We start from the raw sequence: 20005 nt of genomic DNA on the forward strand, positions 1-20005 counted from the left end.
ACTGCTCCTATTCCTCCATATGGACCGCGGCCGGCGATTGTTCCCGGCGCACAGTCGACATTGCAGCATGCGCGCGTCAGGCTACAGATCGCTGCCGGATACGAACGAGAGGTCGCAGACATGAGCAAGGCATTCGACGGGAAAAGTGTCGTAGTAACGGGGGTGGCTTCGGGCCTTGGCCGTGCACTTGCCCGTGAGTTCGCGGCGGAAGGGGCGAACGTACTTGGTTGTGATGTCAATGACCCCGCTGGCGAGGAAACCATGGCGGGCATCGGCGCATATATTCACACTGACGTGTCCAAGGAATCTGAAGTCGAGTTCCTGATTGACGAAGCTGTTCGTAGGTTCGGGCGGCTTGACGTGCTGGTCAACAACGCTGCGATTCAGGTGGAGCAAGAGCTCGCCGAGACTTCCGAGGAGCAGCTCGATCGGGTCCTCGCCGTCAACCTCAAAGGACCCTTCTTTGGTTGCAAGCACGCCATTCGCGTGATGAGACCCGCGGGCGGTGGTGCGATTGTGAATGTCGCGTCTGTGGTTGCGTTGGCGGGTGACCCGATGCTTGCCGCTTACGGTGCGGCAAAGGGTGGAGTTCTCGCGCTCACCAAGTCCGCTGCGGTGAAGTATGGACGGGACAAGATTCGGTGCAACGCCGTGTGCCCCGGAGACATTCAGACCCCGCTTGTCGAGGCATACTTCGCAGCGGCGGAAGATCCAGTTGCTCTCCGGGCGCAAGCAGAAGCAGAGTACCCGCTCGGGCGTATCGGTCAACCACGCGAGGTGGCACGTGCAGTGCTGTTTCTCGCATCGGACGACGCGAGTTTCGTTACTGGCGAGGCTCTTGTTGTTGATGGTGGCGTTCTCGCCGAGATCTACTGACGGCCGCGGGGACGGAAGCGACTATGCAGAAGCTAGGAATCATTCACACCGTCTCGCGACTGGCCCCCGTGTTTGACGGGCTCGTGGGGGAGTACTTGCCGGGTGTCGGCACGGTAGTCATCGCTGACGAGCTATTGCTCCAGCGAACGATACGAGACGGCGCTGTCGATGGCATCACCCGCGAAAGGCTTGCTCAACACGTCGAACAACTGGCGAGCTACGGTGTGGATGCGGTGCTCGTCACATGCTCATCGGTCGGTGCGGCAGTCGACGAGCTGGCCGCGACTAGTGAAGTCCCCGTGCTTCGCGTGGATCGTGCGATGGCGGAGCGCGCGGTTGGCATGGGACGCACTATTGGAGTACTTGCAACGCTGCCCACGACCTTGGTTCCGACCGTGGACCTTGTTCGTTCGGCAGCAGACGGACAAGCGCGGGATGTCACGATTCTTCCTCGTCTGTGCGAGGGGGCCTTCGACGCGCTCGGTAGGGGAGATGTAGAGCTCCACGATGCGATCATTGCCGACGAGCTTGACCAACTTGTCGCGCAGGTTGATGTTGTTGTCCTTGCGCAGGCTTCTATGGCGCGTGTAGCTGAGGGCCGTGAGACAGGCGGTGTACCGGTTCTCTCGAGCCCCCGCCTCGCGATCGAGCAGATCGCTCAGTCAATTGCCACGCCCCTGTAGTGCCTCCCAGCCGCAGGCGGGCCGTACGACCCAAGTTCGACGCCTACCTATATGGACCTATGACTGAGCATGAGGTCTTCGTGCGCGACGCCAATAGATGGCACACCGATGTCGGTGGATCATCGAAGTGAGGCTAAGCGGTTCAACAGCATGTCGGCATAGACGTGGAACGGAACCATGGCCAAGGATCAGAAGGGAAAGAACATGACCAGCACATCGACTGCTCCCGTTGCTGCAGCAACGATGTCGCCCGACGACTTCAAAGCGGCCTTCCGCCAGCATCCGGCAGGGGTTGCGGTCATCACGGCTGACGCCGGCCGTGGCCCGGTAATGCTCACCGCGACATCCGTGTCTTCGGTCAGTGCGAACCCCGCGCTCGTCATGTTCTCATTGTCTGCGCACTCTTCGAGCACGCCCACCATCCGCCGGGCGGAGACGGTCGTGGTACACCTTCTCGGCGCGGGTCAACTTGATCTCGCCCAGCTAGGAGCGACGAGCGGGATTGATCGCTTCTCGGACACGAGTCTCTGGTCGACTTTGCCTACAGGGGAGGTCTACTTCCCCGGAGCGCGCGCATGGATTCGCGGACGCGTGCTGACGTCAATGGATGCCGGCGGATCTGTCGTGGTTCTTGTGGAAGCGCTGGAAGCGAGCCCATCGGACTCGGCCGATGAGCAGGTACCGCTCGTGTACTACAACCGCACATGGCACCAACTCGGCGACCACAGTCAGATCGCGTAATTGATCGGCCTTACGACGATGACTGACGCGAACCGCACCTCACCCCAATCGGAGCCTCAGACCACGTCGGGCGTTCCTGCGTCCGTTATTGGGGTGGATCTGCGGCCAGTTGTGGAGGGGCTCAACCACCCCGAGGGCATTTGCTGGTCGCCGGATGAAGAGTGCCTCTACGCCGGCGGGGAAGGCGGCGAGCTCTACCGATTCCGCCTCGATGGCTCGTCGTGTCAGACGGTTGCTGAGATCCCCGGGGGTTCGTTTCTGGGCCTTGCAGTCGACGGCGCTCGATCTGTGTACGTCTGCGACGTCGGAAATCGTTGCATTCAGCGTGTGACAGCTGACGGCGCCGCACGTCAGTATGGCGAATCTATCGAGTACCCGAACTATCCGGTGTTCGACAGCACCGGTCGGCTCTGGGTTTCCGATTCGGGCGAGTGGGGGACCGCGACTGGCGGTGTCGTGCGCATCGAACGTGACGGAACGACAGAACGTGTGCTCGACGGGCTCCACTTTGCGAACGGCCTCGCTATTCACGATGACTGGCTCTACGTTGTCGAGTCCACGTGGCCAAGGGTCAGTCGGGTGCCGTTGTCGGGCGGAACACGTGAACCAGTGGTCGTGCTTGACAAGGTCGTCCCGGACGGTATCGCTTTCGATCTTGAAGGCGGTATGTGGATCGGATGTTGGCAACCGAATCGTGTGTATCGCCTTGCGCCGGATGGTGAGCTGACAATCGAAGTCGACGATTGGTCCGGCGTATACGCTGCAACACCAACGAATGTAGCCTTCGCCGGCCCGCGCCTGGATGTCTTGGTTCTTGCGTCTCTGGCAACCCACAGCATCACTGCATGCGCGCCCGGACAACGAGGGAACCCTCTGCAGCTACCGATCGGTCTCGGCTGACACCAGGTCCCATTTATGCCACCCGCACAGGCGGAGAGAGTAGGAGATGACTAGTGGACGATGAAACGTACGACGTGCTCGTGGTCGGCGCGGGGTTTGCGGGTCTGACGGCAGCGCGAGATCTAGCGAAACAAGGCAATCGCGTTCTGATCGTCGAAGCGCGCGATCGCATTGGCGGTAGGACCTGGTATCGACCGTTCGCTGACACCGACTTCCCAGTGGAGATGGGTGGAAACTGGCTCGACCCGGACGGCAACCCAGCTCTCATGGCGGAGGTGGAGCGTTATGGTGTGGCGATCGATCGGAGTCCCGAGGCGAAGAGCCACGTGTCGATCCTGGATGGTGTGATGAGCCACGCGGAGTGTCCGATCAGCCCAGACGATGAGCGCGACCTTCGCCGCTTCGTGGTTGAAGCGAGCGCTCAGGTGAAGCGAATCGATCCAGCGGTGCCGCTCGATACCCAAGGCGTTGAGGATCTCGACGTACCGCTCGAGGACTACCTCAATGGTTTCGGATTTTCCGTCACGCTGAAGGAGCTCATGGGCTCATGGGTACGGCAAGAGACTGGATGTCACTTGTCCCAGATTTCGGCACTCCACCTCATGGCGTGGATACCGCTGCTGAACGATGACGTGCTCGCTATCGGCCACATTCCGACGCATCGCTTCGAGCACGGCACCATCGACCTACTCACCCGAATTCTTGAGGACTCAGGTGCAGACATTCTGTACTCGACACCGATTGAAGCAGTCACCCAGACAGTTGACAGTGTCGTAGTTCGGACCACGGCTGGTGAGTTGCTTCGCGCGCGTGGCGCGGTCATCGCGCTGCCACTCAACTGCATTGGTGATGTCGAATTTGTTCCTCCGCTGTCGCCTGACAAGGCGGCTGGAGTTGCGATCGGTCAGTCGGGTGCGGCGAAGAAGCTGTGGGCGCTCGTGACGGGGCTACCTCCTCACATTGTCGGAATCGGAGAGCAAGCGGAGCCTATCGATGTCTTCTTCACCGACTATCCGGTGGATGAGACTGATCTTGGTGGCGATCTCGTTGTGGGGTTCTCCACTCAGGAGCGCGCGTTGAACGTGCTCGACCTCGAAGGCGTGGAGGCGGCGCTTCGTCGCTATGTGCCTGAGGCGGTGGTACTCAAGGTCGATGGCCATGACTGGTTCGCGGACCCGTACTCAAAGGGGACGTGGTGCACGCCGCCGGCGGGGCTGCTTTCCAGGTATGCCTCGGCACTCGAAGCGACAGAAGGTCGCCTTGTCTTTGCGGGATCTGACATCTCCCACGCTTTCCGCGGCTGGATGGAGGGTGCAGTAGCGACCGGTGGTAAGGCCGCTGTTCGGCTGAACGAGATCCTCAACGCGGACTGACGGTAGAAGAGCAACGAGTATGGGCCTCACCCACGTGGGTGAGGCCCATACTCGTTGCTCTTGCCTAGCCCGCAAGTGGAGGGCTTGGATCCCAGAGCAGCTCGCGCGTGCCAGTTCCCGTTAGCTCAGGACCTAGCGAGGTGCCTCCTGGAATTGGACTCGCAGCTCCCTATCGGGAAGAACGATCCGCGTCTGCTCCGCACGTGGTGCGTGCGACGGCGTCCAGTGATGAGGAGTGTCAGAACAACAACGCAAGAGAGGAGGTGCGCACCCTGACGGTGCGCACCTCCTCTCTTGCGGAGCCGACCTTCTCGCTACACGGGCTCCGGGGCGTCCTCGAAATAGCGGACCGAGGTAAACACTCCGTCCGCAACGGTGACAAGACAGATCCCGTCAAGAGTGCTTCGGCCGCCCCCAATGTCGGTCAGCAGCGCGCGGAACTGAAAGGCGGCACTGTTGTCGGATGAGCTCCATTCGCCCACAATTTCGATGTCCAGTCCCGGGAACGACGAGTAGAAGTCCTCGGTAAGGGCTCGAATTGCGGCATGCCCGCGCTGGGGAGGTTGCCCCGCAGGGTGGAAGACAGCATCGGGGTGGAAGTGACTCAGGAGGGTGTCAATGTCATGTCTGCATTCGGCATCCCAGGCCGACTCTTGCAGGTCGCGAATGGTGGTCATGAGGGATTTCCTGCCTCTCCGACGGTTTTGGTGTTCCAGATCGTGTAGACCTTCCGCACCGTTTCTCGAATGTTCCACTCACCGGCCCACCCGTCGGGCGCAATGAGCACTGCGCCCGGGTGGATCTCGAACACCGAACCGTCGCTGCTCGTGATGGTCCCAGCACCCGAGACGAAGTGCATCAGCTCGTTGTCCCCAGAGCGAGCGGAGGCGAAGCGACCGGGCGTGCACTCCCACACGCCACAGCGCGCGTCGTCGTCCCGGTGGAGCACTGAGACGGATTCAACTGGGGCACCGGCGAGGGCCGGTTTCCGAGGCCCCAGCACAGACAACGTCAGGCTGGCAGGATCGCCGTCATAGACGATTCTGGCCGACTGCGCGGCGCTCATGCTGCGACTGTCGAGCGTGCGGCGCGCGGGCCAAGCTGCGCCACCTCAGGGCCGACAACACGCCCGAGGAGTTCGAGGTGGCGGCGGTACGTCTCGGGCTCGCGGCTGTAATCAAACACGAAGGAAAGCAGCGCACCGACACCCCCAACCTGCTCATTGAACCGGGTGATCTTGTCGATGACTGTCTCGGGCGACCCGATGAGGAAGAAGTTGTCAACCATCCACTCCAGAGTGAGCTCGTCAATCGACATCCCGGGGTCGAGAAGCAGCTCGCCGAGGGCATACGGCTTGCCGCCGCGGTCCCTCACCGTGCGGAACGTCGGCAAGACGAGCTTGTCCCAGGTCTGTCCGGCTGGGCCTTCAAGGAACAGACGACGTGCTTCCTCGTCGGTGTCCGCGACGAACACGTCACGCATGATTCGCCAATTTGAGCGGTCGGGGTTGTGCCCGGCCTCGGTGGCCGCGGTCGTGTACGTCTCCCATTGCTTCAGCAGCGTGGCGAGGCCAACCTGCTGGCTCATCGGCGAATAGCCTCGTCGACCCGCGTCGACGAACGTCGGAGATGTCGGCTGCACTCCAGTCATCACGATCTCGGGATGGGGGCTTTGGAAAGGCTTGAGGTGTGGGCCATTCCACTGAGTGGAGTACGCCGGGAGTTCCGTGGTCCAGAACTCGCCCTCGATGCGGAACGGGTCTGTACGGGTCCACAGAGCTTCGATGATGTCGAGTGCCTCATCCATCATCTTGGCGTTGCCGGCACCGACCCCAAAGAGACCGCCGTCGGTGGGGAATGAGCCCGGTGCGAAACCTGCGATGTATCGCCCACCAGTCATGTGATCGAGGTACATGAGACGCGTAGCCAGTGCCATGGGGTTGTGGTACGGAAGCAGGTGCGCTGCCGCGCCAAGTCGGAGCCGCGTGGTCTCACGAGCGGCCGCAGCGATCATCAGATCGGGCGCGGGACTCGGCTCGTGCCCAATTGTGTGATGCTCAGCAAAATACAGCTCTGCCAGCCCATACTCGTCTGCCCAGCGGGCAACTTGCAGGTCCCATTCGATGACCTCCTGAAGAGTTCGTCGACCCGCGACATACTCCTCGGCGTACGGGGGGCTGAAGAATCCTAGATCCATGATGAAGTCCGATTCCCTTCGGGTGTCACAGTGGTACACAGCAAAGCTCGATCACGGAGCAAAGGCCCACAACTGGCGTTGAGTGCAAAATGCAGCCGCTTGACTATCGGTGGGTACAACGTTGCTCCGGCGATCTAGATCAGCTCGGTGAGTCCGTACTCGCGTACAGTGGCGCTCATTTTGGGCCGCCGGGAGACTTCTCGGCATGGTTGATCGGCTCGAAAACAAGACTGCACTCGTTACCGGTGCGGCCCAAGGACAGGGTGCTGCGCATATTGAGCGGCTGGCTCGCGAGGGTGCTCGCGTGGTGGCGACGGATGTGCTGGACGAACAGGGACGCGCACTTGCCGAGCGTCTTAACGCGGAGGGATTCTCCGTCGTCTACCGGCACCTCAACGTCGCGTCCAAGGATGATTGGGAGTCGGTGCTGACAAGCATCGATCCGGCATGGGATGCAGTGAGCATTCTCGTCAATAACGCAGGGATCAGTTCACCGACGTCCATCGTTGACATCACCAAGGACGAATGGGATCGCGTCATCTCGATCAACCAGACCGGCATCATCCTCGGCATCCAGGCGGTTGTGCCTGGGATGACGGCGCTTGGTGGCGGTTCGATCATCAACATCGCGTCTTCGTGGGCCCATCGCGGCGGCGCTGAGAACGGATTTGTCGCGTACGTATCGTCGAAGGCTGCTGTCCTCGGTATCACGCGCAACACGGCCATGAATCTTGCGAGCCATGGCATTCGCGTCAACTCGATCTCTCCGGGGTATGTCCGTACCGCTCAGGTTGAGCACTCGGAGAAGACCGATCCGGAGCGCGTTGCGAAGGATGTCGCAAAGATCCCCATGCGCCGCATGGCGAAGACGACCGAGATCTCGCAGGCAGTTGTCTTCCTCGCATCGGATGAGTCTTCGTACATCACCGGAATCGACTTGCTGGTCGACGGCGGTATCAACCTCACCTAGCGGCGAGCCCGATTCGCCGCACAAGTCAGGAGAAACAAGGGAGAGTGGAAGCACCATGGAACACAGCTCTATGACCAATCGCCTTACGCGAGGTCGCAGAACAATCTTGAAGGCCGGCGCGATTGCTCTCGCGGCGATCAGCCTCGTAGCCTGCAGTACCTCCGGCGGGAGCCAGCCGGACGACACCACAGCTGCTGGGCCAGTCGACGGCGGAACGATCCGGGTCGGTGCGACCGGTGGAGGTAGCGGGGACACGCTTGACGCACAGAACCCGCTCACAACGATCGACTTCATTCGAGTTGGGGCACTGTTCGAGCAGCTCGTACAGATGAACGCCGACACCGGTGAGCCGGAGATGGTGCTCGCTGACTCGATCGTGCCGAACGATGATGCAACAGAGTGGACGATTACGCTCAAGCCTGGCATCACGTTCCAGGACGGCTCGCCCCTGGACTCGGCAGATGTGCTGTTTTCGCTGCGTCGTATCGAAGAGAACGGGTTCCCGGGTCTATCGACGATGGGGCCGATCGATCTGGCCAATGCGCAGATCGTCGATGATTTGACGCTTACGATTCCGTTCACGGCTCCGTACAGCATCTTCGTTGAGGGCTTGGCGGACGTGTTCGCCACCCGAATCGTGCCTGAAGGCTACGACCCTGCTAACCCGGTTGGTACGGGTCCCTTCCAGTACGTCTCGTTCACGCCGGGCCAGGAATCGACGTTCGCGAAGTACGACGGATACTGGCAGGACGGCAAGCCCTATCTTGACGAGCTGGTCATCATCGACTTCGCTGATGAGACTGCTCAGATCAACGCGCTCCAGTCGGGAGAGGTTGACCTGATCGATCAGCTCTCGGCGGCTTCTGTGGCGGCGGTTGAGTCTGGCGGCGGCAACGTTGTTGTCTCCCAGACACGCGGTTTCGTTCCCCTGACCATGCGAGTGGACGAGGAGCCCTTCAGCGACGTGCGGGTGCGCCAGGCGCTTCGCCTTCTCGTCGATCGTGAGGCAATGAACCAGCAGGTCTACGGAGGCCTTGGTGCAATCGGGAACGATGTGTTCGGGGCAATCGATCCCGCATATGACGGCGCGGTCCCGCAGCGCGAACAGGACGTTGAGGAGGCCAAGGCGTTGCTTGCTGATGCCGGGTACTCGGACCTCCAGGTTGATCTGTACACGGCCCCGGTAGGCCCTGGTGCCGAGGCTATCGCCAGCGTCTTCGCGACGCAGGCAGCCGAGGCAGGGGTGACTGTAAATGTGATTACTCAGGACGCCACACAGTTCTGGTCGCAGTCGTACGCGCAGGTTCCGTTTGCGATGAGCTTCTGGAACACCAGTGCGTACCTCACGATGGCGCAGCAGGGTCTTGCAGAAGGTGCGCCCTGGAACGAAACGCATTGGGCGAATGCCGAGTGGCAGACGCTCTACGACGAGGCGATTGCGACCGTTGATCAGGCGGCCCGGGACGAGCTCGTTCAAGGACTCATCCAGTTCGACTACGACAACGGCGGCTACATCATCCCGGTGTACTTCCCCGGTATCGAAGGAATGTCCGACCAGGTTGGTGGCGTGACCCCCAACATCACGGGAATTCCGGTCAACGGTGGCAGCTGGCAGAACGTCTGGATCGCCAGCGGCGAATGAGTATCGCAATGAAGACGCCTTCATCTTCGATCGCGCTGGGTGCGCGGAGTGAGTCCCCCCGGACTCGCGCCGCGCGCCCGGTGCGGCGACTGCTGCTGTGGCGCATTCCGCTGGGTGTCTTGTCGGTCCTGCTTGTTGCGATGCTCACGTACCTCGCAACGCGAGTACTCCCGGGTGACGCTGCAACGGCGATCCTGGGACAGTTTGCAACGCCAGAAGCACTTGAGAGATTGAGGGCGGAGCTGGGTCTGGACCAGGGCGTCCTCGCGGGGATGCTCGATTGGTTTGGGAGTTTCGCTGTAGGCGACTTCGGACTCTCCCTCGCCAGTCAAGTGCCGGTCACTGAGGTCGTACTTCCGCGACTAGCGAACTCGGTGGTGCTGGTGGCGATCGTTGCACTCGTGGCGACACTTGTTGGTGTTGTGGGCGGCGTAATTGCGGCGCACCGGCGGGACAGTGCACTCGATGACACAGCCTCGGTACTCGCCCTCGTCGCCAGTGCACTGCCGGAATTCGTCGTCGGAGTCTTCGTCATCTTTGTCTTCTCGGGGGGGATCTTCGATTGGTTCCCGGCCGTGTCGATCATTCCGCCGGACGAGCGGATCTGGAACCAGCCGATCAAGCTTGTGCTCCCCGCCTTGACGCTTGTTATCGTCACGGCTCCGTATATGTTCCGTATGGTCCGCGCATCGATGATTGAGGCGCTCACCAGCGACTATGCGGAAGTGGCCGAACTCAAGGGCGTTGGTGCTTCACGACTGCTGTTTAGGCATGCACTGCCGAACGCGGTCCCGCCCGCAATCCAGGTCTTCGGTCTGAACCTCCTCTATCTCGCGGGCGGGATCGTCCTGGTCGAGACCGTATTCCAGTACCCGGGGATTGGTTTGGCGCTTGCAGACGCCGTCAGGGTGCGTGACGTCACTGTTCTGCAGTTCATTGTTGTACTGCTCGCAGTCTTCTACGTCGCTCTCAACATCCTGACGGACGTGCTCGTCCTTCTATCAACGCCCCGACGACGCGCACCGAGGTAAGACGATGCCTACAACCACCATGACGAACTCAACAGTCATCCAATTACCCAGTGGTCCTGCGCCCCGCAAGGGCGCGGGAGCCATAAGGCGCGTACTGTCTACGGCACTTCGCACTACCCGAGGCATCGTTGGTGCAGCACTGGCAGGCCTTGTGCTGCTGATCGCGCTCCTTGGGCCGCTCATCCCAATCTCACCTACCGACTTTGTCGCGCCGCCTTTCTCGAGTCCGTTCACTGGAGGGGCGGGGGTTTTCGGCACCGACGTGCTCGGACGCAGTGTGCTGGGGCGGTTGCTGCACGGCGGCCAGCACCTCATGTTGCTCGCGTTCGCAGCAACGCTCCTCGCCGTGGGGACTGGCGCAATAGTTGGTGTTGTCGCCGCGTACCGTCGAGGGTTCGTTGAAAACCTCCTCATGCGCGGCATCGACGTCGTGCTCGCGATTCCCCAGCTCGTCTTCTCGCTCCTGCTGCTGAGCTTGCTCGGGCCGCAATGGTGGCTCCTGATCCTCGCAGTCGGGCTTTCTCAAGCGCCTCAGACCGCCCGCGTGATCTATGGTGCCGCCCAGTCCGTCGTGGAGAAGGACTTCGTGAAGGCTGTCGCAGTGTGGGGTGTTCCGACACGGACCGTACTTGCTCGGCATGTCTTCCCCAATCTGACTACACCGCTCATGGTCGAGCTTGGTCTTCGGCTCAGCTACTCGATCGTTCTCATCGCCGGCCTCAGCTTCCTCGGACTCGGCGCACCACCGCCAGCGCCTGACTGGGGCGTGATGGTGAACGAGAACCGCATTGGAATGGGCGCGAACCCGTGGGGGGTGTTGGCTCCCGCGATTCTCTTGGCTCTGCTCGCAGTAGGCACAAACACATTCGCCGACGCAATCGCGCGCGCGAACCTCGGTGAAACACGCGGCGAGAGCGCTGTCCTCGGATCTAAGACTTCCGCTTCGAAGGGTTCAAAGTGACTTCCGACTCCATTTCATCGACGGAGCCGCGACTGCGGGTTGAAGGGCTAGGGGTTGTTCTGACCCGGTCTCGTACTCCAGTCGTCGAAGACGTCTCGTTCACGCTCCGCCCGGCGCAGGTGATGGGCCTTGTCGGCGAGTCCGGGTCGGGCAAGAGCACGGTTGCGTTGTCTCTTCTCGGCTATGCGAGGCGTGGACTCACGATTGCCCAGGGGCAAGTGGATATCGCTGGCACCAGCGTCCTCGATCTGTCCGCGGCAGATCTTCGAAAGGCCCGCGGTACGCTCATCTCCTATGTGCCCCAGGACCCAACCAGCGGACTCAATCCTTCGCTGACGCTCGGGTATCAGCTCGCGGAAGCGATGCGTGTCCACGACATGGGATCTCACTCGGAGTCGATCGACGATCGAGTGGCCGCTTTGCTAGACGAAGTGCGGCTCCCCGCTACCGCGGCGCTCTTGAAGAGTTACCCGCACCAAGTCTCGGGGGGGCAGGCGCAGCGAGTCGCGATCGCAATGGCTTTCGCATGTCGACCTCGGGTTGTTGTGCTTGACGAGCCGACGACTGGTCTGGACGTGACTACACAGCGTCACATTCTCCAGACCATTCGCCAGCTCACATCCGCGCACGACGTGAGCGCCGTGTACGTCAGTCATGATCTTCCGGTGGTTGCTGAAGTCGCCGACGATGTCGCGGTGATGTATGCCGGCCGCCTTGTCGAGCGGGCGCAGTCTTCGGTGATATTCGGAGGTGCACGTCATCCATATACGGCGCGGCTACTGCAGGCCGCTCCGACCCCGGAGCGCTCTGGCGTGCTTATCGGAATCGACGGCCGGCCGCCGCGCCCAGGACGGTGGCCCGCCGGTTGCGGGTTCGTGGAACGTTGCGCGGCGGCAACCGCCGAATGTCGTTCAGTGAATCCGACACTCGAGCTGCTCGGTGACGAGCATCAGGTGCGTTGTTTCCACCCGCTGGACAGCAGGTCGTCGATGGCCACAGCAACATCGGCACCGCGGTCGGTGGCGAGCGAATCGCGCGGCGCGGTTCTTGATGTTCAGGGGCTCTCAGCCTGGTACGGCGCGAAACAAACGCTGCATGATGTGCAGTTCTCGATCGAAGCTGGAAAGTGCGTAGGAATCGTGGGTGAGTCTGGCTCGGGCAAGACCACTCTTGCGCGATGCCTTGCCGGCCTACACAGCTCTTGGGATGGGCCTGTGAGCTATGACGGCGATCTGTTGGAACCTCGAGTGCAGCGCCGACGCCCCGAGCAGCGCAAGCGCATCCAATACATCTTCCAGAACCCGCATGCTTCCCTGAACCCTCGCCTCACGGTGGGTGAAAACGTCGAGGAGCCGCTGCGCTTCTTCGAGCGGCTACCTCGTTTGGAGCGGCGCCGGAAAGTGGGCGAGATGCTTGAACTGGTAGCTCTCGGCGCCGACCTTGCCGACCGAATGCCTGAGCAACTTTCGGGCGGAGAGCGGCAGCGCGTCGCCGTTGCGCGCGCGCTCATCGTCGACCCGGATCTTTTGATCTGCGACGAAATCACATCAGCACTCGACGTATCCGTCCAGGCGCTGGTCATCGAGCAGCTTCGCGAATTGCAGTACCAACGGGGCCTTTCGATGCTCTTCATTACCCACAACGTCGCCGTTGTACGAAGCATCGCGCAGGACATCATGGTGCTCGAACAGGGGCGTGTGGTCGAGACGGGTGAGGTTGAGCAGGTCATAACTGCGCCTCAGCACCCGTACACGCAGCAGCTGATGGCAGATCTCCCGCGCTTCGCGGACGCGATCGCAGGGTGACCCGCATGGTTCGACCGATCGGCTTTATTGCCGATGACATCACGGGCGCAACGGATCTTGCCAGCGCGCTCGTCGGGAGAGGTTTCGACACACGAATAGTGTTCGGTTCCGACGCTATCCAGGCGGAGGGTGACGCAGTTGTAGTCGCGTTGAAGATTCGCAGCGTTCCTGCTCGGATCGCACGTGCGCGGGCGGAATCAGCGGCGGTCGCTCTCCAGAGCGCGGGCATTGATCAGATCTTTTCGAAGTACTGCAGCACGTTCGACTCGACGCCCGAAGGTAACATCGGGCCGATCGCTGACGCACTAGCTGATCTCACGCGTGCTCGACGTGTCGTCCACACGCCCGCATACCCCGCGAATGCGCGCACTGTCTACCGGGGGCATCTATTTGTAGGTGACGAGCTGCTAAGCGAGTCCCCCATGCGGGATCATCCGCTCAATCCGATGAGAGACTCCCACCTTGGTCGGGTTCTCGGTTCCCAGACTGGCCGGTCCGTGGATCTGCTCACCATGCCCACGATCGTCAAGGGCCCGGACGCCATCGTTAACCGACTGGCCGATATCGGGGATCGTAGTTCTGGCGGTCATCACATCATCGCTGATTCGACCTGTGATGAGGACCTCGATGCGGTTGCGGCGGCGGTGGCCTCCGACCCGATCGCAGCCGGCAGTGCGGCCTTCGGCGCGGCATTCGCAGTGGCAGCACGAGCTCGAGTTGGCTCTCCTACTTCTGCAGGCGCTGTTCCCCCTGCGCTACCTGACGGGCCTGCGGCGGTTCTCGCGGGGAGCTTGTCGAGTGCTACTCGGGAGCAGATCAAGCGCTTTGGTGGCGCAACCCTCATGCTTCGGGCCGAGGACTTCCTTGACGGTGACCCGCTCGCGATTGCAGCAGAGTTCGCTCAGCGTCACCTCTCACGGGGTCCGATTCTGATCGCGTCTGACCGCACTGCTGGCGGGCGGGCAACGGATGGGTCGAACGACGCAGCTGGTGATCTGTCCGGACGAATCGAAGTTGCAATGGGCAAGATTGGCGTTGCGCTGTCCGCGCTCGGAGTGCGCCGTCTCATCGTCGCTGGGGGAGAGACTTCCGGCGCCGTGGCCGATGCGCTCCGCCTCCGGTCAGCGCGAACTGGTGCCGATATTGCTGTCGGCGTGCCCTGGATTCTCACAGACTCAGGAATGGCGATCGCGTTCAAGTCTGGCAACTTCGGCGCGCCAACTTTCTTCCGTGATGCGCTTGTCATGAGGACCTCGTGACCTTCTCGCGCGCCGATCGTGACCTGCTTGTGCGGATTGGTGCGGCTCTCTACGATCGTGGACTCACCCCCGGGCGCACGGGGAACCTGAGTCTGGCCTCGCACGGTCAAGTTCTGGCGACGCCGTCGGGCGTGAGCCTCGGCCGGCTGGATCCGGAGAGGCTTTCTGTCGTCTCGGTCGATGGAACCCACCTCGGCGGAGACCCGCCTACCAAAGAGCTCCCGCTGCACCTGGCCCTGTACAGGAATCACCCGACGAGTCGCGCTGTCGCTCACCTTCACTCCACCCACGCTGTCGCGGTTTCGTGTCTCGAAAGCCTCTCGGAGTTCGACGCTCTACCGACGATCACGCCGTACTACGCGATGCGCGTGGGGCGTCTCCCGGTCGTCGACTACGCGGCTCCCGGAAGTGCGCACCTTCTCAGTCTTGTTGAATCGTTGGCAGTGACGTCGCGCTGTCTGCTAATGCGCAATCACGGCTCGATCGCAGCAGCTGCAGATCTGGAATCTGCCGCGGATGCCGTCGAAGAGATTGAAGAGACGTCCCGTCTGTTTCTAATGCTCGAGGGGCGACGGTCGCGCCCCCTAAGCGATGAACAGGCTGCAGCCATACGTAGCGAATAGTTGCTTCTTGCTCACGACCGGGGTGGTGGTCCGGTGGGTCGTTGTTGGCATGGCTCCACGGGACCACCGAAAACGGTAGCACCGGTGTTTCGGTGAGAAATGGTTTCGGTGACCGTTTTTGGTGAGTTCCTGCACGGCGTGTCGCGGCCGATCCGGGGTGCCGTCGGAGGCCACCGAAAACGGTCGTTTTCGGTGGGGGTGCGATGCCCTGTTCCGTCGAGCATGTGGGAGGCATGGCATCTGACTGATGCGGCTGTGAAGTCTGCTCCTACGAATCCGGCCGAAACCGCGTAATGCCCCGCACCTACCCGTGTCTTGCCTCTTGGAAGGGGACGGAAGTGCCGCCCCGGATGAGGGGCGTCAGGTGTCGTCTGTGGTCGGTGACGAGGCGGACCCAGCGGGGGTGTTCTTCGCCCGGTGCTGGCCGGAGGAGCAGGTCACCGCGATGCGGCTGCTGGTCGCGTGGGAACGGTCGTGCCGGCAGGCGCGGGAGGACCATGAACGGGTCGTGTTCTGGCGGGCGGTGGCCTCCCACCTCCCTGACCCCACCGACTATGAGCTGCGGGTGATCCTCCGACACCACGGGCGTCAGCTGCGGGAGGACGTGCTCCTGGACAACCGGGCCCGCATCGCCCGCGGTGCGACACCGTATGAGGATGTGGACGCGGAGGTGGAGGCTCGCGCGTGGCGGTTCATTCGTCTGGCGACAGGTCCGGTGGGGGTGCGCCGCCGTGCTTGACCGTGACATGGCGGATGAGATCATCGTCCGCGCCGCCATCATGGCCGCCACCTACCCGGGCGCCGAAGCCGCAACCGGGTCCCGCCTCCGCGATGACATCAACTGGGTCCTCGACACCGCCCGCCTCCACCCGCACGAGCGGGAGCTTCTGGTGATCGCCGTCGGTGACATGATCACCGACCCCACCACCCACCGGGTCGGGCTCACCACCTGCATCCACACACTCGAGTTCGCCGGTCGTGGCCAGACTGTGGCCCGGCCGACGCTGCGGCTGGTATGAGAGGGCCGCGCCAGCGTGCGGCGAATGAGGGATGCCAATCGAAAGTCGCTCTCGGCGGGTCATGTGTTCGCCGACTCTCCTGAAGCTAAGGCTGAGGAGCAGCGAGGGGGAGTGGTTGCTTGGCGCACGGTGAGCGACCGGCTATCGTCCGGCCAGCACGGCGGTCTCCCAAATCCGACCGCAGCCCCCTGCGCGCCGGCACCGATCGAACGAGGCCTGGTCCATCTGCATTTGATGGCCGACTTGCCGGACTCCGTAGTCCATAAGCTCTGATGCATGACCGAAACGCTCATCGACGCGCTCACCGCGTGGTGGGGCCCAGGACTGGGGCCCGACGGCATTTCGGCGATCTCAAAAGCTCCGCCTGAGCATTGGCTCGCGTTCGCCGAGCACCTCGAGTCTCAACACCATCTCGGTTCCTCGCGACCGGTCAACCTGCAGGCATACTGCGCCACCAATTCAAGGCCCGATGAGTTGTACAGCCCCGATCTTCTGCCGCTCGCCGGGGCGAGGGTGCGGGCACTGGCGCTTCTGGTTGGTGAGGTCGCGGTCCTCGACCCTCTACATCCACTTCTCATGAGCATTCGGGCGTCGCAAGCAGACTCTTGGACTGAGCCGCCCTCCTCCTCAGAGTTGGCGTCGGTCTTGGGAACAATCGTCGAACTCGCGCCGCTTGAACGACTGGGAGCAGTGCGGTACTTCCGTCCCCCGTCAAGCGCCGACTTCGCTGAGCACACAGTTTCGGCTTGGCAGGCGATGAACGAAATCGCGGAAGATCAACTGGATTGGCGCTGGATGACGGATCCCAAAGGTGTGAGAGGCGACGCCTCGAAAACCCTCGCTGCGATGGAAGTCGTTCACTCGATCGCTATCGCTCGACAGGTGGCTCCCAACGGCGCGATTCACATCGGGACCCCATTGGAACGATCGGTCATCGAGCGTCTGGTGGAGACCCAGGGTACGGGCGGGGAGAATCGGCGAGCAATGCGCGACTTCTCGGTGCTGCCGATACCTGTGCTAATTCCGGACTCCTCGACCGTGGCGGTGGCGCGGCAGTCGGACGCGTACGTGGGCTTCCGTCAAGAGCTAACGCGCGCGATGCAGATTGTCCATGCCATCCCAAATTCCGATGAAAGCTGGTTAGCGACGGCCCGTGAGGTGATGAGTGACGAACTCGAGAGCGCGAGTCGTGTGTTGTCGAAGCAGGTGAACAAGGCAGGATTCCTCAGTACGATTCGTCGAGCGGGTCGAACATTCGGCTTCGCCGGTCTGGGTGCCGCTGGCGGACAGCTCATGGGTGGCAACTTGGTGGCTGCCAGTGCATCCGCCGCTATCTCGGGTGTCGCGGCGGCGTTGACGGAATACCTGCTCATGCGTCCAAGCTCGATCTCCCAGCGAGCGGTACTGGAGACTTACAGCATGTTCGGACCGGCGCGCGACTAGAGCGTTAGCTGAATCAGTGTGACAGCAGAGTTTCGCGGGCGGGTCTACGCGTCGGGGCTAGCCTGAGCGGCCGACAGCGTAAACAATCGCCCGCTCAGCGACCGTCAATCGAGCGACGAGGACTATGGAAGTATCTCGGCTTACAGCTATAAGGAGGATTTCATGACCGGTACCACGCCCGACCCCCACACGCGGGTGGAGATTGAGCTGAACCTCGGCTCCCCCGAGTACGTCGTCACGGCGACAAGTCTCTACGGAGATGACTCCAGTCCGTGGTGGGAGTCGCTCGGGAACCTCCTGTACGGGCGGCCCGGCTGGTACTGCGAGCTCGCCAATACTGACGGCGGCGCGGAGCTGATGTGGTCATTCGGCGCGCTCGGCTCTTCACTGTTCAACATCAGCTTGACCGACGATCCGACCAGCTTCCAGTTGTTCGATTACGCTGCCGACGAGTGCGTTTTATTGTCGTCGATCGATGAACTTCGTGAATGGCTTGACCGAAACGAGGCTCGACATGCAACCCACGTGGAACGGAATCTCGCACCGATGGCATCCGCGAACGGGTGGCGGCTGCTGAAGGCGCACGAGTTCATGCTCGACCTGACCTATGACGAGGCCACCTGGATTGCGAGCGTCCGAAAGCTGCCTGTAACCGCAGCTTTCGGGTCCTCGCTGAAGGAAGCAGTGTCCAACGCGCGCGAAGCGATCGCACATGCGTTCCACGCGCCGCCGGAGCTTGCTGCCGACATCAGAGTGTCAGTGCGACTCGATCAGGCAGCGGTTGCTGCGCTCTGACCCCTGCCCGCGGCGGGCATCGCGCATGTTTGACCCGACCTAAGGTGATGGACGGCGAGTGTGGTCGCCGACGCTTCGCTGAGAATCTGCGCGGACCGTCAGACGACTCCGTGAATCATTGCCTCGCGCCAGGAGCGCCACTCAGACTCTAAGTGTGCGTCGCCATTCGTCGTCAGCACCGAGTAACCCTCGTCGCCACGACGGACCTCGGTCTGGACGCCCTGAACAGGGTCGGTGAGCCAGTGTCCTTCGGCGACGCAGCGCAATTCGGTTCGCACACCAGGACGCAGTTCCACCTCCGCACTCTCACCAGGTGCGGGCGGAATCGGAGGATAGGTGATCGCCATTCGCCGATGGTACGGCACCGATGGATGGCGCACGAAGCCATCGCCGCGACCCCGACGCCCATGCGGCGCAGATCAGTTCCCTGTGGTCTGACATTGCCGCAGGAACCGGCGCTGCAGCACAGGCGGCGTACGCCACAGGTCCAGGTGAACTGAGCGTGTCCGCTTCGTCGAATAGCATCGCCCCATGCCCGATGCTCCGGATCCTGCCGCCAATGATTCGATCTCGCTCAGGAGCCTCGCGCCGAGCTACGACGAGGGCCGGCACGGCGTATACCTTCGCGCGCTCGTGCGCGCGCTCCGCGACCAGGACGATGTCCGGAACATCGCCTTGACCGGCGCATACGGCACAGGCAAGAGCAGTGTGTTGCAGCAGCTCGGTGAACTCGACGAGTTCAAGGATCGGGTGCTGGAGTTGTCGCTGTCAACGGTGGGAGTCGAGCAAGAACAACCCGATCGGCCCACGGAGGCGAACCCCGCGGCGTGGACGAAGACGAATCAGATCCAAAAGGAGATCGTCAAGCAGATCCTGTACAGGGATGCGCCCGAGCGCACCCGCGGTTCCCGTTTCCACCGGCTGGCACGATTCCGACCGCGGCGGGAGGTCGGCGTCGCGTTGGGGCTAGGGGCGTTGTTGCTCGCGATTCTGTGGCTGTCCGGTCTCACAACGCCGCTTCTGGCCTTCCTCGGCGATGAGCCAGCTCTTGGGTCGACAGTGCTCGGAGGCCTCGCGCTGTTGACAATTCTGTCGGGAGTGATCTTTGCGATCCGATGGCTCACGCACAACCGAACGTTCCTGGAGAAGCTGAGTGCAGGCCCGGCGACCGTCTCGCTCGCTGCGACATCTTCCAACTACTTCGATCAGTACATGGATGAGATCGTGTACTTCTTCGAGCGGAGCGGTCGCGACATCGTCATATTCGAAGACATCGACCGCTTCGAAGATCCGCACATCTTCGAAGCGCTACGCGCCCTCAACAACCTCCTGAACGGAACTGAGCAGGTTCGCGGGCGCCGCCGCATCCGCGCGAAGAGAAACACGTTGACAGGGGCTGCAGTCGAGAATGCCTCCACAAAGCGCGGCTCGCTCCCAGAGGTGAAGTTCATCTACGCGTTGCGTGACAGCGTCTTTGAGAGACTCGGTGATGTCATTGACGTCGACGATTCAGTTGGGTCGGAATCGTCGCACACCCGCGTGCACGCGGACGCCGCGGACGATGAGGTGCGGCGGGCGAATCGCACCATGTTCTTCGACATCGTGATCCCGATCGTCCCCTTTATTACCCAACGCAACGCGCGTGACCTCATGCTGAAGCAGATGGAGGGCAAGGGGGGTCTCTAGAG

At 62.0% G+C, this 20005-nt stretch carries 21 protein-coding genes; 17 read left to right on the forward strand and 4 right to left on the reverse strand.

Annotated features, from left to right (window positions below; all coding sequences use genetic code 11):
- The first annotated feature begins 120 nt into the window (after positions 1-120).
- From ABD206_RS03380 to ABD206_RS03400, 5 genes are all read left to right on the forward strand, one after another.
- Positions 121-876 (forward strand): SDR family NAD(P)-dependent oxidoreductase, encoded by a 756-nt coding sequence (locus tag ABD206_RS03380; protein WP_344069249.1) that lies wholly within the window; start codon positions 121-123, stop codon positions 874-876.
- Between the two features lie 23 nt (positions 877-899).
- Entirely contained in the window at positions 900-1559 is a 660-nt protein-coding gene (locus tag ABD206_RS03385; RefSeq protein ID WP_344069252.1) for an aspartate/glutamate racemase family protein, read from the forward strand.
- 204 nt (positions 1560-1763) lie between these two features.
- The gene (locus ABD206_RS03390; protein ID WP_344069255.1) at positions 1764-2300 is read left to right on the forward strand and encodes a flavin reductase family protein; all 537 of its coding nucleotides are present in this window, start codon (positions 1764-1766) and stop codon (positions 2298-2300) included.
- A gap of 18 nt (positions 2301-2318) precedes the next feature.
- Positions 2319-3200, forward strand: a complete 882-nt coding sequence (locus ABD206_RS03395) for an SMP-30/gluconolactonase/LRE family protein (protein WP_344069258.1) — start codon at positions 2319-2321, stop codon at positions 3198-3200.
- Positions 3201-3253: 53 nt separating this feature from the next.
- Positions 3254-4573, forward strand: coding sequence for a flavin monoamine oxidase family protein (locus tag ABD206_RS03400; protein ID WP_344069261.1), 1320 nt, complete (start codon positions 3254-3256; stop codon positions 4571-4573).
- A gap of 314 nt (positions 4574-4887) precedes the next feature.
- Here ABD206_RS03400 and ABD206_RS03405 read toward each other — a convergent pair whose 3' ends face one another.
- The 3 genes from ABD206_RS03405 to ABD206_RS03415 are packed head-to-tail and all read right to left on the reverse strand — an operon-like array spanning position 4888 to position 6769.
- Positions 4888-5250, reverse strand: coding sequence for a nuclear transport factor 2 family protein (locus ABD206_RS03405; RefSeq protein ID WP_344069264.1), 363 nt, complete (start codon positions 5248-5250; stop codon positions 4888-4890).
- Positions 5247-5639, reverse strand: a complete 393-nt coding sequence (locus ABD206_RS03410; RefSeq protein ID WP_344069267.1) for a cupin domain-containing protein — start codon at positions 5637-5639, stop codon at positions 5247-5249. The genes ABD206_RS03405 and ABD206_RS03410 overlap by 4 nt, the downstream gene beginning before the upstream one ends.
- Positions 5636-6769, reverse strand: coding sequence for an LLM class flavin-dependent oxidoreductase (locus tag ABD206_RS03415; protein WP_344069270.1), 1134 nt, complete (start codon positions 6767-6769; stop codon positions 5636-5638). The genes ABD206_RS03410 and ABD206_RS03415 overlap by 4 nt, the downstream gene beginning before the upstream one ends.
- Positions 6770-6974: 205 nt before the next feature.
- Here ABD206_RS03415 and ABD206_RS03420 point away from each other — a divergent pair, with 205 nt between their 5' ends.
- The 11 genes from ABD206_RS03420 (at position 6975) to ABD206_RS03470 (ending at position 18317) form a co-directional block, all read left to right on the forward strand.
- Complete coding sequence (locus tag ABD206_RS03420; RefSeq protein WP_344069272.1) at positions 6975-7739, forward strand: SDR family NAD(P)-dependent oxidoreductase; 765 nt, start codon at positions 6975-6977, stop codon at positions 7737-7739.
- A gap of 328 nt (positions 7740-8067) precedes the next feature.
- A complete protein-coding gene (locus ABD206_RS03425; RefSeq protein ID WP_344069274.1) occupies positions 8068-9381 on the forward strand; it encodes an ABC transporter substrate-binding protein in 1314 nt (437 codons plus the stop codon).
- Positions 9382-9389: 8 nt separating this feature from the next.
- On the forward strand, positions 9390-10412 hold the full coding sequence (locus ABD206_RS03430; protein ID WP_344069275.1) for an ABC transporter permease: 1023 nt from the start codon (positions 9390-9392) through the stop codon (positions 10410-10412).
- 151 nt (positions 10413-10563) lie between these two features.
- Positions 10564-11373, forward strand: a complete 810-nt coding sequence (locus tag ABD206_RS03435; protein WP_344069278.1) for an ABC transporter permease — start codon at positions 10564-10566, stop codon at positions 11371-11373.
- A complete protein-coding gene (locus ABD206_RS03440; protein ID WP_344069281.1) occupies positions 11370-13178 on the forward strand; it encodes a dipeptide ABC transporter ATP-binding protein in 1809 nt (602 codons plus the stop codon). Before ABD206_RS03435 ends, ABD206_RS03440 begins: the two co-directional genes overlap by 4 nt.
- Before the next feature lie 5 nt (positions 13179-13183).
- Positions 13184-14437, forward strand: a complete 1254-nt coding sequence (gene otnK / locus ABD206_RS03445) for a 3-oxo-tetronate kinase (RefSeq protein ID WP_344069284.1) — start codon at positions 13184-13186, stop codon at positions 14435-14437.
- Positions 14434-15060 carry a class II aldolase/adducin family protein gene (locus ABD206_RS03450; protein ID WP_344069288.1) on the forward strand — a complete coding sequence of 209 codons (627 nt, stop codon included), beginning with the start codon at positions 14434-14436 and terminating at the stop codon, positions 15058-15060. The genes otnK and ABD206_RS03450 overlap by 4 nt, the downstream gene beginning before the upstream one ends.
- Before the next feature lie 364 nt (positions 15061-15424).
- Positions 15425-15799: a hypothetical protein gene (locus tag ABD206_RS03455; RefSeq protein WP_344069290.1), complete on the forward strand. Its 375-nt coding sequence runs from the start codon at positions 15425-15427 to the stop codon at positions 15797-15799.
- Positions 15792-16079 (forward strand): hypothetical protein, encoded by a 288-nt coding sequence (locus ABD206_RS03460; protein ID WP_344069293.1) that lies wholly within the window; start codon positions 15792-15794, stop codon positions 16077-16079. The genes ABD206_RS03455 and ABD206_RS03460 overlap by 8 nt, the downstream gene beginning before the upstream one ends.
- A gap of 276 nt (positions 16080-16355) precedes the next feature.
- The gene (locus tag ABD206_RS03465) at positions 16356-17522 is read left to right on the forward strand and encodes a hypothetical protein (RefSeq protein WP_344069296.1); all 1167 of its coding nucleotides are present in this window, start codon (positions 16356-16358) and stop codon (positions 17520-17522) included.
- Between the two features lie 162 nt (positions 17523-17684).
- Positions 17685-18317 (forward strand): type II toxin-antitoxin system HicB family antitoxin, encoded by a 633-nt coding sequence (locus ABD206_RS03470; protein ID WP_344069299.1) that lies wholly within the window; start codon positions 17685-17687, stop codon positions 18315-18317.
- Positions 18318-18415: 98 nt separating this feature from the next.
- Here the strand turns inward: ABD206_RS03470 and ABD206_RS03475 are convergent, their stop codons facing one another.
- The gene (locus ABD206_RS03475; RefSeq protein ID WP_344069302.1) at positions 18416-18664 is read right to left on the reverse strand and encodes a hypothetical protein; all 249 of its coding nucleotides are present in this window, start codon (positions 18662-18664) and stop codon (positions 18416-18418) included.
- Positions 18665-18950: 286 nt separating this feature from the next.
- On the opposite strand from ABD206_RS03475, the gene ABD206_RS03480 reads away from it, so the two are divergent.
- Entirely contained in the window at positions 18951-20003 is a 1053-nt protein-coding gene (locus ABD206_RS03480; RefSeq protein WP_486348064.1) for a YobI family P-loop NTPase, read from the forward strand.
- Positions 20004-20005: the final 2 nt, after the last annotated feature.

The organism is Microbacterium sediminicola, assembly GCF_039531125.1.
Taxonomy (GTDB): Bacteria; Actinomycetota; Actinomycetes; order Actinomycetales; family Microbacteriaceae; genus Microbacterium; species Microbacterium sediminicola.

What these genes read in the sequence shown, in the direction of transcription:
- ABD206_RS03380 (WP_344069249.1), top strand. Translation starts at nt 121, where the DNA reads ATGAGCAAGGCATTCGACGGGAAAAGTGTCGTAGTAACGGGGGTGGCT.
- ABD206_RS03385 (WP_344069252.1), top strand. Translation starts at nt 900, where the DNA reads ATGCAGAAGCTAGGAATCATTCACACCGTCTCGCGACTGGCCCCCGTG.
- ABD206_RS03390 (WP_344069255.1), top strand. Translation starts at nt 1,764, where the DNA reads ATGACCAGCACATCGACTGCTCCCGTTGCTGCAGCAACGATGTCGCCC.
- ABD206_RS03395 (WP_344069258.1), top strand. Translation starts at nt 2,319, where the DNA reads ATGACTGACGCGAACCGCACCTCACCCCAATCGGAGCCTCAGACCACG.
- ABD206_RS03405 (WP_344069264.1), bottom strand. Translation starts at nt 5,250, where the DNA reads ATGACCACCATTCGCGACCTGCAAGAGTCGGCCTGGGATGCCGAATGC.
- ABD206_RS03410 (WP_344069267.1), bottom strand. Translation starts at nt 5,639, where the DNA reads ATGAGCGCCGCGCAGTCGGCCAGAATCGTCTATGACGGCGATCCTGCC.
- ABD206_RS03415 (WP_344069270.1), bottom strand. Translation starts at nt 6,769, where the DNA reads ATGGATCTAGGATTCTTCAGCCCCCCGTACGCCGAGGAGTATGTCGCG.
- ABD206_RS03420 (WP_344069272.1), top strand. Translation starts at nt 6,975, where the DNA reads ATGGTTGATCGGCTCGAAAACAAGACTGCACTCGTTACCGGTGCGGCC.
- ABD206_RS03425 (WP_344069274.1), top strand. Translation starts at nt 8,068, where the DNA reads ATGAACGCCGACACCGGTGAGCCGGAGATGGTGCTCGCTGACTCGATC.
- ABD206_RS03430 (WP_344069275.1), top strand. Translation starts at nt 9,390, where the DNA reads ATGAAGACGCCTTCATCTTCGATCGCGCTGGGTGCGCGGAGTGAGTCC.
- otnK (WP_344069284.1), top strand. Translation starts at nt 13,184, where the DNA reads ATGGTTCGACCGATCGGCTTTATTGCCGATGACATCACGGGCGCAACG.
- ABD206_RS03465 (WP_344069296.1), top strand. Translation starts at nt 16,356, where the DNA reads ATGACCGAAACGCTCATCGACGCGCTCACCGCGTGGTGGGGCCCAGGA.
- ABD206_RS03470 (WP_344069299.1), top strand. Translation starts at nt 17,685, where the DNA reads ATGACCGGTACCACGCCCGACCCCCACACGCGGGTGGAGATTGAGCTG.
- ABD206_RS03475 (WP_344069302.1), bottom strand. Translation starts at nt 18,664, where the DNA reads ATGGCGATCACCTATCCTCCGATTCCGCCCGCACCTGGTGAGAGTGCG.